The organism is Streptomyces sp. NPDC006923, from assembly GCF_040635655.1.
Lineage (GTDB): Bacteria > Actinomycetota > Actinomycetes > Streptomycetales > Streptomycetaceae > Streptomyces.
Map to the genome: position 1 here is coordinate 38,680 of NZ_JBEYIF010000027.1, position 12,561 is coordinate 51,240.

General features: G+C 72.9%; 2 protein-coding genes. Both read left to right on the forward strand.

The features are described from left to right. Positions 1-23: 23 nt before the first annotated feature. Positions 24-10,529, forward strand: a complete 10,506-nt coding sequence (locus tag ABZ707_RS31210; RefSeq protein ID WP_360181501.1) for a type I polyketide synthase — start codon at positions 24-26, stop codon at positions 10,527-10,529. 25 nt (positions 10,530-10,554) lie between these two features. Next, the coding region (locus ABZ707_RS31215) for a type I polyketide synthase (protein WP_360181504.1) at positions 10,555-12,561 on the forward strand (2,007 nt) is incomplete at its 3' end.

Sequence of the window (12,561 nt, forward strand, 5' to 3'; positions counted from 1 at the left end):
TTCCGCCAGAGGGTGACGATCCAGTGGCCAGCGCCAACGAAGAGAAGCTTCTCGACAACCTGAAGTGGATGACCGCCGAGCTGCGCCGTACCCGGCGCCGTCTCGGCGAGGTCGAGGCGGACGCGCGGGAACCCATCGCGATCGTCGCGATGAGCTGCCGCTTCCCCGGCGGCGTGGCCTCTCCCGAGGACCTCTGGACGCTCGTGGACAACGGTGAGGACGCCATCACCGGCTTCCCGGCCGACCGCGGCTGGGACCTGGACGCGCTGGTCGACCCGGACCCCGACCGCAGGGGCACCCTCTACACGGCCGGCGGCGGATTCCTCGACGACGCCGCCGGTTTCGACCCGGCCCACTTCGGGATCTCCCCGCGCGAGGCCCTGGCCATGGACCCGCAGCAGCGGCTGCTGCTGGAGACCTCCTGGGAGGTGTTCGAACGCGCGGGCATCGACCCGGCATCCGTCCAGGGCAGCCGCACCGGCGTGTTCATCGGCGCCGGCGCGATGGGATACGCCGCCGATCCGCGACACGTCCCCGCCGGACTGGAGGGCCTCCTCCTCACCGGTGGCGCGACCAGCGTCCTGTCCGGCCGTATCGCCTACTCCTTCGGGCTCGAAGGACCGGCCGTCACCATAGACACGGCCTGCTCTTCGTCGCTGGTCGCCCTGCACTGGGCGACGCAGGCGCTGCGCGCGCGGGAGTGCTCACTGGCCGTCGTCGGCGGCGCGGCCGTCATGCCCACCCCCGACGTCTTCGTCGAGTTCAGCAGGCAGCGCGGTCTCGCGCCGGACGGCCGCTGCAAGTCCTTCGCCGCGTCGGCCGACGGTACGGGCTGGTCCGAGGGCGTCGGGGTGCTGCTGGTGGAGCGGCTCTCGGACGCGCGCCGCAACGGCCATCAGGTCCTGGCCGTCGTCCGTGGTTCGGCAGTCAACCAGGACGGCGCCTCCAACGGTCTGACCGCACCCAACGGCCCCGCGCAGCAGCGCGTCATCCGCCAGGCCCTGGAGAACGCGCGGCTGTCGGCCGCCGAGATCGACGCCGTCGAGGCCCACGGCACGGGAACCACGCTCGGCGACCCCATCGAGGCGCAGGCCCTGCTCGCCACCTACGGCCAGGAGCGCCCCGAGGGACAGCCGTTGTGGCTCGGCTCCCTCAAGTCCAACCTCGGCCACACCCAGGCCGCCGCCGGGATCGCCGGAGTCATCAAGACCGTCATGGCGATCCGCCACGGCGTACTGCCCCGCACCCTCCACCTCGACGAACCGACCCCCAACGTCGACTGGACCTCGGGCGCGGTCTCCCTGCTGACGGAGGCGAGGCCCTGGCCGGAGACCGGCCGGCCGCGCCGCGCCGGTGTTTCGGCGTTCGGTGTGAGCGGCACCAACGCGCACACCGTCATCGAGCAGGCCCCCGAGGACGAGGAGGCGGGCCCCGCCGACGGCGACGGGGTGCGCGACGGCGTACGGGAGGTCACCGGCGCGGCCCTGCCGTGGCCCCTCACCGCAAGGAACACCACCGCGTTGCGGGAGAACGCGCAGCGCCTGCTGGACCGCCTGGAGTCCCGGCCGGAACTCGGTCCGGCAGAGGTGGGCCGCTCGCTGGCGACCGGCCGGGCCGCGCTGGAGCACCGTGCGGTGCTCGTCGGCCACGACCGCGAGGACCTGCTCACCGGCCTGTCCGCCCTCGCGGCGGGCCGGGCCGCCGCAGGTCTGGTCGAGGGCTCGGCGGACGGCGGCAAGCTCGCGTTCCTCTTCACCGGCCAGGGCAGCCAGCGTCCGGGCATGGGCCGCGGACTGTACGAGACCTTCCCGGTGTTCGCGGACGCGCTGGACACGGTGTGCGCCGAACTCGACCGCCACCTCGAACAGCCCCTGAAGAGCGCACTGTTCGGCGACGACCAGGATCTGCTGGACCGTACGGGTGTCACCCAGCCCGCGCTGTTCGCGATCGAGGTCGCGCTGTACCGGCTGGCGGAGGCATGGGGACTGCGGCCGGACTTCGTGGCCGGGCATTCGATCGGTGAGCTGGTCGCGGCGCATGTGGCGGGTGTGTTGTCGCTGGTGGACGCGTGTGTGCTGGTGGCGGCGCGTGGCCGGCTGATGGAGGCGTTGCCGGCCGGTGGTGCGATGGTGGCGGTGGGGGCCTCGGAGGACGAGGTGCTGCCGCTGCTCGGTGACGGTGTGAGTGTCGCCGCGGTCAACGGGCCCTCCTCGGTGGTGGTGTCAGGTGACGAGGACGCCGTCCTCGCGCTCGCCGCCTCGTTCGCACAACAGGGCCGCAGGACCAAGCGTCTGACGGTCAGTCATGCCTTTCACTCGCCGCACATGGACGCCATGCTCGACGCGTTCCGCGAGGTCGCCGCCGGACTCACCTACCGGGCCCCGCACACACCGGTCCTCTCCCACCTCACGGGCCGCCCCGTCGCCGCCCAGGAGATGGCCACACCGGACTTCTGGGTCCGCCATGTCCGCGAAACCGTACGCTTCCTCGACGGCGTACGGTCCCTCCGCGACCACGGAGTGACCACCTTCGTCGAACTGGGCCCCGGCGGTGTCCTCACCGCCATGGCACAGGAATGCCTGGCCGCACCGGAAACCGCAACCGAAGCCCAAAGCGGAACCGGCCCGGACAACGACGGCGCACCCGCCGACCGCTGGGCCTTCGCCGCCGCGCTGCGCCCCGGACAGGCCGAGGCCGACTCCTTCACCTCGGCGGTCGCGAGGGCCTACACACGCGGTGCGCCCCTGGACTGGGAGGCGGTGTACGCGGGCCGCCGCGCCGGCCGCGCCGACCTGCCGACCTACCCCTTCCAGCACCAGCGATTCTGGCTGGAGCCCGGCGACGGCACGGCCGACATCGCCGCGGCCGGCCTGGAGAACATGGCCCACCCGCTGCTCGCCGCCGCGGTCCCGGTCGCCGGCTCCGACACCCTCCTCCTCACCGGACGCCTCTCGGCGCGCACCCACCCCTGGCTGACCGACCACACCGTCGCCGGGACGCCGGTGCTCTCCACCGCCACCTTTGTGGAGCTGGCACTCCGCGCGGGCGACCAGGCAGGCTGCGACCACCTTCTCCAACTGGCCCCGCAGGAGCCGCTGATCCTGCCGGACCACGGTGCTGTACGGATCCAGCTCGCCGTAGCGGCCAGGGACGACGACGGCCGGCGCACCTTCAGTCTCTCCTCCCGCCCGGAGGACGCGGCCCCCGACAGCGAGTGGACACACCACGCGACCGGCACCCTCGCCACGGGCGCCCGGGACAGCGGCTTCCGTCCGGCCCAGTGGCCGCCGCCCGGCGCGGAACAGATCACGCTCGACGGTTTCTACGAGGACACCGACACCACAGGCCCGGTCCACGGCCCGCTCTTCCAAGGTCTGCGGTCCGCCTGGCGCCGCGACGGAGAGATCTTCGCCGACGTACGGCTGCCCGAGAGCGCCGAGGCCGACGCCCGGGCCTTCGGACTGCACCCCGCGCTCCTCGACGCCGCCGCGCACGCCGCGCTCGCGGCGGACGGGCCGGAGAGTGAACGACGCCTGCCGTCCTCCTGGCGCGGTGTGACCCTGCACGCCGTCGGCGCCACCGCGCTGCGCGTACGCGTCACCCCCACCGGCGACCACACCGTGTCCCTGGCGCTCGCCGACACCACCGGGCAGCCCGTCGCGACCATCGAGGGGCTCACTCTCGGCGCGCCGCCCGCCGGCCTGCTCGACGGCCCCCGGCGGAGCGCACTCGGGCAGTCCCTCTTCCAGCTCGACTGGACCCCGGCGCCCGCCGCCACACCGACCGGCCAGGAGCGCTACGCGGTCCTCGGCACCGACGGACTCGGGGTCGCACGCGCCCTGACGGCGGCCGGCGCGCCCGTCACCACGTATCGCGACCTGACGGCGCTCGGAGACGCCCTGGGCACCGCGGCCGGAACGACAGCCGACGCACCGGGAACGGGAACACCGGCCTCCGCGCCCGCTCCCCGCCTGGTGCTGGTGCCGCTCACCGCTCCGCACGGCACGGACACCGACCTCGCAGGGGCCGTCCACAAGGCGGCCCGGGACGCCCTCGCCCTCGTCCAGAGCTGGCTCGCCGACGAACGGTTCGCCACCTCGCGGCTGGTCCTCGTCACCCGGGACGCGGTCGCGGCGGACACCGGCCACCACAACGGCCCGGACCAGCGGCGGGGCGTGCGGAATCTCGCACACGCCCCACTGTGGGGCCTCATCAGGTCGGCTGAGGCCGAGAACCCCGACCGTTTCACCCTTGTCGACCTCGACACCGAAGACGCCTCGTACACCGCGCTGCCCGGCGCCCTCGCCACCGGCGAACCCGAACTGGCACTGCGCGACGGCACCGTCCTGGTGCCCCGCCTGGCCCGCGCCGCCACCGCTGCGGCGGCCGTCCCCACCGCCACCGCACTCGACCCGGACGGCACGGTTCTCATCACCGGCGGCACCGGCACCCTGGGCCGCCTCGCCGCCCGCCACCTCGCCACCGCCCACGGCGCCCGCCACCTGCTGCTCACCAGCCGGCGCGGCCCCGACGCCGAAGGCGCCGCGGACCTTGTCGCCGAACTCGCCGAGCTGGGCGCCGAAGCCACCCTCGCCGCCTGCGACGCGGCGGACCGCGACGCGCTCGCGGCGGTCCTCGCCGCCGTTCCCGCGCACCGCCCGCTCACCGCCGTCGTCCACACGGCAGGCGTCGTCGACGACGGGGTGATCACCGCACTCACCGCCGAACGCCTGGACCGTGTCCTGCGCCCCAAGGCCGACGCGGCGTGGAACCTGCACGAACTGACCCGCGACCTCAACGTGTCGGCGTTCCTGCTCTACTCCGCGGTCGCCGGCACCCTCGGCAGCGCCGGCCAGGCCAACTACGCCGCCGCCAATGTCTTCCTCGACGCGCTCGCCGCCCACCGCCACGCCCAGGGCCTGCCCGCGACCTCCCTCGCCTGGGGACTGTGGGCCGAGACCAGCGGCATCACGGGACACCTGACCCACGCCGACCTGCGCCGCATGGAGCGCGGCGGCGTCGGCGCGCTCTCCTCAGAGGAGGGCATGGCCCTGTTCGACACCGCGTGGCGCAGCGACCGCGCCGCCCTGGTCCCGGCGCGCCTCGACCTCGCCGCGCTGCGCTCCGCCACGGGCACGGAATCCGTACCCGCGCTGCTCCGCGGCCTGATCCGGACGCCCCGGCGCAGGACCGCGACGAGCGCGGCCACCGCCGGAGCCGCCACCCTGGCCGGGCGGCTCCGCGGACTCTCCGCCGGCGAGCAGACACGCGAACTCCGCGACCTCGTCCGCACCCAGGCCGCCGCCGTCCTCGGACACGACTCACCGGACGCCGTCGAATCCGGCCGGGCCTTCAAGGACCTCGGCTTCGACTCGCTGACGGCCATCGAACTGCGCAACCGCCTCCGTACCGCCACCGGACTGCGGCTGCCGACCACACTCGTCTACGACCATCCGACCCCGGCGGCGCTCGCCGGACAACTGCGCGACGAACTCCTCGGCGCGGACACGGAGACCACCACACCACCGGTACGCCAGGACGGAGCGGCAACCGACAGCGAACCGATCGCGATCGTGGCGATGAGCTGCCGCTACCCGGGAGACATACACACCCCCGACGACCTGTGGCAGTTGGTGTCCACCGGCGCGGACGCCATGTCGGGCTTCCCGGTCAACCGCGGCTGGGAGACACGGGACCGGCCGGCCACCGGGACACCACGCGGGCAGGACTACCCACGCGTGGGCGGATTCCTGCACGACGCCGACCGGTTCGACGCCGCGTTCTTCGGCATCTCGCCCCGGGAGGCCCTGGCGATGGACCCGCAGCAGCGGCTGCTCCTCGAAACCTCCTGGGAAGCCTTCGAAGGCGCGGGCATCGACCCCGCGACCGTACGCGGCAGCAGTACGGGCGTGTTCATCGGCGCGTCCCACAGCGGTTACGACACCAGCCTCGACGAAGCCGGTGAAGGCGTCGCCGGGCATGTCATGACGGGCAACGCCGGCAGTGTCACCTCCGGCCGTATCTCCTATGTCTTCGGCCTGGAGGGACCCGCGGTCACGGTCGACACGGCCTGCTCGTCGTCACTGGTCGCGCTGCACTGGGCGATCCAGTCGCTGCGCCGAGGCGAATGCTCGCTCGCGCTCGCGGGCGGTGTGACGGTCATGGCGACACCCGGCACCTTCACCGAGTTCAGCAGGCAGGGCGGGCTGTCCGTGGACGGACGGTGCAAGGCGTTCGCGGCGGCGGCCGACGGCACGGGCTGGGGCGAGGGAGCCGGGGTGCTGCTGGTCGAGCGGCTCTCCGACGCGCGCCGCCATGGGCATCCGGTGCTGGCCCTCGTACGGGGAAGCGCCGTCAACCAGGACGGCGCGTCCAACGGACTGACGGCGCCGAACGGCCCGTCGCAGCAGCGGGTGATCCGGCAGGCGCTGGCCGGCGCCGGTCTGTCTGCGTCGGACGTCGACGCGGTGGAGGCACACGGCACGGGCACAAAACTCGGTGACCCGATCGAGGCACAGGCGCTGCTCGCCACCTACGGCCAGGACCGGGACGCCGGGCGGCCCCTGCTGCTCGGCTCGGTCAAGTCGAACATCGGCCACACGCAGGCGGCGGCCGGTGTCGCCGGAATCATCAAAATGGTGCTGGCGATGCGGCACGGAACGCTGCCGCGGACTCTGCACGTCGACGCGCCGACACCGCACGTCGACTGGGCATCGGGCGCGGTGGAGCTGCTGACGGAGCCGGTGGCCTGGCCCGAGACCGGCAGACCCCGCAGGGCCGCGGTGTCGTCCTTCGGTATCAGCGGCACCAACGCGCACACGATCATCGAGCAGGCGCCCGCCGCCGTGGCCACCACGGACACGGAGCCGGCCGACGCCGCCGGTGGGAGCGCGCCGCCCCCGGCCGTTCTCTGTCCGCTGTCGGCACGGGACGCGGACGCACTGCGTGGCCAGGCCGAGCGGCTGCGGCGGCGACTGGAGGCCGCGCCGGAACTCGGCCTGACCGATGTCGCCCACACACTGGCCACGGGCCGCGCCGCTCATCAGTACCGTGCCGTGCTGACCGCGACGGACCGGCCCTCGCTGTTGAGGGACCTCGACGCGATGGCACACGGCGAGGCGCCGGTGCGGCTGATCGACGGCCAGGTGACCGAGGGCGAGATGGCGTTCCTGTTCACGGGGCAGGGGAGTCAGCGCCTCGGCATGGGACGCGAACTGTACGCGGCGTATCCGGTGTTCGCGGACGCGCTGGACGCGGTCTGCGCGGAACTGGACGGGAAGCTCGAACGGCCCCTGAAAGACGTGCTGTTCGGCGACGAAGAGGCTCCGCTGGACCGCACGGGCTTCACCCAGCCCGCGTTGTTCGCCGTACAGGTCGCGCTGTTCCGGCTGATGGAGTCATGGGGGATACGGCCGGACGTCCTGGCCGGGCATTCGATCGGTGAGGTCGCCGCGGCGCATGTGGCGGGTGTGTTGTCGCTGGCGGATGCGTGTGTGCTGGTGGCGGCGCGTGGCCGGTTGATGGAGGCGTTGCCGGTCGGTGGTGCGATGGTGGCGGTGGAGGCGTCGGAGGACGAGGTGCTGCCGCTGCTGTCGGACCGGGTGGCTGTCGCCGCGGTCAATGGTCCTTCTTCGGTGGTGGTGTCGGGTGACGAGGACGCTGTCCTGGAGATCGCGGCGCGTTTTGAGGCGGAGGGGCGCAAGACCAAGCGGCTTACGGTCAGCCACGCGTTTCATTCGCCCCATATGGACGGGATGCTGGACGCGTTCCGGGACGTGGCGGCCGGGCTCACCTATGAGGTCCCGGGCATCCCGATCGTCTCCGGCCTGACTGGCGCTCTCGTCCCGGCCGACGAGATCCGCGACCCCGAGTTCTGGGTACGGCACGTCCGTGACACGGTCCGGTTCCTCGACGCGGTCCGCACCCTTGAGGCGCGCGGGACGACGGCCTGTCTCGAACTCGGCCCGGACGGCGTGCTGTCCGCGATGGCCGTGGACTGTCTCTCGCGACCGGAATCCGCCTCGCTGATACCGGCCCTGCGCAAGGGCAGGCCCGAAACCGAAGCACTGTCCGCCGCCGTCGCCCGTCTGCATGTGGTGGGCCATGGCCCGCACTGGGACGCGTACTTCGCCGGCACCGGCGCCCGGCGAGTGGACCTGCCCACCTACGCCTTCCAGCGGCGCCGGTTCTGGCCGGAGGCCGCCTCCCCGGCCGCCGCCCCGGCGCGCACACCGGCGGACGCGGTGGAAGCCCGCTTCTGGGCGGCCGTGGAGCGGGAAGACCTGGAGTCGATCGCCACCGAACTGGGCGTCGAGAGCGCACAGCCGCTCGGCTCCGTCCTGCCCGCGCTGTCGTCCTGGCGCCGCAGCCGGCACAAGGAGTCCGTCGCCGGAAGCAGGCGCTACCGCGTCGTGTGGAAGCCGCGCCCGGCGACCGGCCCGCGCAGCGGCGCGACGGCCCTCACCGGGACCTGGCTTCTGGCCCTGTCCGCCGCACGCACGGACGACACTCTGGCCGAGGCGGTGGAGGACGAGCTGACCCGGCGCGGCGCGCGGGTCGTACGCGTCGAGCTGGACACCGCCGACACCGGTGAACACGCCTCGGTCGCCGCCCGGTTGGACACCGCGGCGGACGGTGGCCCGGTGGCCGGTGTGCTGTCCCTGCTGGCACTGGACGAGCGACCGCATCCCGAACACCCCGAGCTGCCCACCGGCCTGGCACTGACCGTCACACTGACGGACGTACTCAATGGCACCCGACCCGCCGGCCCGACGCCCGCACCGGTCGCGGGTAGCGGGGCCCGGCTGTGGTGTGTCACCTCGGGCGCCGTCTCCGTCGACGCCACCGACCGGCTCACCCGCCCCGCCCAGGCACAGGTGTGGGGACTCGGCAGGACCACCGCCCTGGAACACCCCGAACGCTGGGGCGGCCTGATCGACCTGCCGGAAACGCCGGACCCACGGGTGCTGACGGCGCTGGCGGGACTGCTCGCGGCAGCGGGCGACGAGGACCAGCTCGCCGTACGCACCGGCGGAGTCTTCGTACGGAGGCTTGTGCACGCCCCGTACGACACCGGCAGGACCGGGCTCGGCGCATCCGGCACCCCGGCGCCGTGGAAGCCCCGCGGGACCGTCCTGATCAGCGGCGGCACCGGCGCGCTCGGCAGGCATGCCGCCCGCTGGCTCGCGGAGAACGGCGCCGAACGGCTGGTCCTGCTGAGCCGGCGCGGCGCCGACGCACCGGGCGCCGCCGGGATCACGGCCGAACTGGCCGCACTCGGCGCCGAAACGATCGTGGCCGCCTGCGATGTCGCGGACCGCGGCGCCCTGGAGGCGCTCGTCGGCAAGCTGGCGGCCGACGGCACCCCGGTCAGGGCCGTCGTCCACGCCGCGGGCATCTCCCAGCCACCGGGCACCGGTGAGGAGTTGGCCGGCTTCGCGCGCGTCGTCGGAGCCAAGACCGCCGGAGCCCGCCATCTGGACGACCTCTTCGGCGAGGACTCCGAACCGCTCGACGCCTTCATCCTGTTCTCGTCCATCGCCGGCGTCTGGGGCAGCGGCGGCCAGGGCGCCTACGCGGCGGCCAACGCGTACCTCGACGCGCTCGCCGAACACCGCGCGGCCCGCGGCCTCACCGTCACCGCCCTGGCCTGGGGCCCCTGGGCCGACGGCGGAATGGCCACCGAAGGCGACGCGGAGGAGCAGCTCACCCGGCGCGGACTACCGCCCATGGAACCGGAGCTGAACCTGATCGCGCTGCGCCAGGCACTGGACCACGGCGACACGGCCGTGACCGTGGCCGAGGTCGACTGGGAGCGCTTCACCCCCGCCTTCACCGCCGCCCGTCCCCGCCCGCTGATCGAGGACCTGCCCGAGGTCGCGGCGACGCTGCGCGGCGACGCCGTGGGGGACGCCGAGGACAACCGGGCCGACGGCGCCTCGGAGCTGCGGCGCCACCTCGCTGAACTCGACGACACCGACCGCCGGGACACACTCCTGGAACTCGTCCGCACCCACGCGGCCGCCGCGCTCGGCCATGACTCGGCGGACGCCGTGGCAGCAGGCCGGGCCTTCAAGGAACTGGGCTTCGACTCGCTCACCGCCGTCGAACTCCGCGACCGGCTCAGATCCGGCACCGGACTGCGGTTGCCCTCCAGCCTTGTCTTCGACTACCCGAACCCCACCGTGCTCGCCGCCCATCTGCTCCGCGAACTGTCCCCGTCCGGCCCCGGACAGGGCCGGGCCCCCGACGGCTGGGCGCACCTGGAGTCCGATCCCCACGAAGCGGAACTGCACAGAACCCTCGCCGCCATCCCGGTCGGCCGGATCAGGGAAGCCGGTCTGCTGGAGACGCTGCTGCGGCTCGCCGGCTCCGGGGCCGCGACCCCGGGCAGCGACGACGAGACCACCGGAACCACCACGTCCATCGACGACATGGACGTGCAGAACCTCATCGACATGGCGCTCGACGGGCTCGACCTGTCCGGCGGCCCCGACGGCACTGCCAGTGCCGGCAGCACCGAATCCTGACGCGGCCCCTCAAGCGGAGTAAGTGATGACAACCCCCAACGAAAAGATCGTTGAAGCGCTGCGGGCGTCGCTCAAGGAAACCGAGCGCCTGCGACGGCAGAACCAGCAGCTCACCGACGCGTCGCGGGAACCCATCGCGATTGTCGGCATGAGCTGCCGATTCCCGGGCGGCATCAGCTCACCCGAGGAGCTGTGGCGGCTCGTCGCCGAGGGCGGGGACGCCATCTCCGGCTTCCCGGCCGACCGCGGCTGGGACATCGAGTCGCTGTACGACCCGGACCCCGACCGCCAGGGGACCTTCTACGCCCGGGGCGGCGGCTTCCTCCATGACGCCGCCGACTTCGACCCGGCGTTCTTCGGCATCTCGCCGCGCGAGGCGCTGGCGATGGATCCGCAGCAGCGGCTGCTGCTGGAGACCTCCTGGGAGGCGTTCGAGCGCGCGGGCATCGACCCGGCGTCCGTCCAGGGCAGCCGGACCGGTGTGTTCGTCGGGGCGTCGTCCCAGGCATATGGCACGGGCCGGCAGGAACTCCCGGAAGGCGTCGAAGGGCACCTCCTCACCGGCACGGCCTCCAGCGTTGTGTCCGGACGGCTCGCGTATGTCTTCGGTCTCGAAGGGCCCGCAGCCACCATCGACACCGCCTGCTCGTCCTCCTCGGTCGCCCTCCACCTCGCGGTGCAGGCACTGCGCAACGGCGAGTGCTCACTCGCGCTGGCGGGCGGTGTGACCGTACTGGCGACGCCCGACGTGTTCATCGAGTTCAGCAGGCAGCGCGGGCTGTCCCCGGACGGCCGGTGCCGGTCGTTCGCGGCGGGCGCGGACGGCACCGGCTGGTCCGAGGGCGTCGGCGTGCTCCTGGTGGAGCGGCTGTCCGACGCCAAGCGGAACGGCCACCAGGTGCTGGCCGTCGTCCGTGGTTCGGCAGTCAATCAGGACGGCGCGTCCAACGGTCTGACCGCGCCCAACGGCCCCGCGCAGCAGCGTGTCATCCGCCAGGCCCTGGAGAACGCCCGGCTGACACCGCCGGACATCGACGCCGTCGAGGCCCACGGTACGGGCACCACACTGGGTGACCCGATCGAGGCGCAGGCGCTGCTCGCCACCTACGGCCAGGGCCGGCCCGAGGCGGAACCGCTCTGGCTGGGATCGCTGAAGTCCAACCTCGGACACACCCAGAACGCGGCAGGCGTCGCCGGGATCATCAAGACGGTCATGGCCATCCGTCATGGCGTCCTTCCGCGCACATTGCACATCGACCGGCCGACACCGGAGGTCGACTGGGAGGACGGCCAGGTCTCGCTGCTGACGGAGGCGAGGCCCTGGCCGGAGACCGGCAGGCCGCGCCGCGCCGGTGTTTCGGCGTTCGGTGTGAGCGGCACCAACGCGCACACCATCATCGAGCAGGCCCCGGAGGACACCACCGCACCCGATCCGTCCACGGCCGCCGAGGACACACCGGCGCGGTCTCTTCCCGTCCAGCCCTGGCTCCTTTCGGGGCGCGGCGCCGAAGCGGCACAGGCCCAGGCGGAGCGGCTGCGATCGTACCTGGCCGAGAGCGGGGATCGGTCAACTCCCGGCGACATCACCGACATCGGCTACTCGCTGGCGACGACCCGTGCGGCGTTTGATCATCGTGCGGTGATTGTTGGTGCCGGTCGTGAGGATTTCGATTCGGCTCTGGTGGCGTTGGGTGAGGGTCGGAGTGTGGCGGGGGTGGTGGAGGGTTCGCCGGTGCTGGGGAAGGTGGCGTTCCTGTTCACCGGGCAGGGGAGTCAGCGTCTTGGTATGGGGCGTGAGTTGTATGAGACATATCCGGTGTTCGCGGATGCCTTTGACGCGGTGTGTGCGCATGTGGATGTGCGTCTTGAGCGGTCGTTGAGGGATGTGGTGTTCGGGGAGGACGCTGAAATCCTTGACCGTACGGGTTTTGCGCAGTCGGCGTTGTTCGCGGTGGAGGTGGCGCTGTTCCGGTTGGTGGAGTCGTGGGGTGTGCGGCCGGACTTTGTCTCGGGGCATTCGGTGGGTGAGATC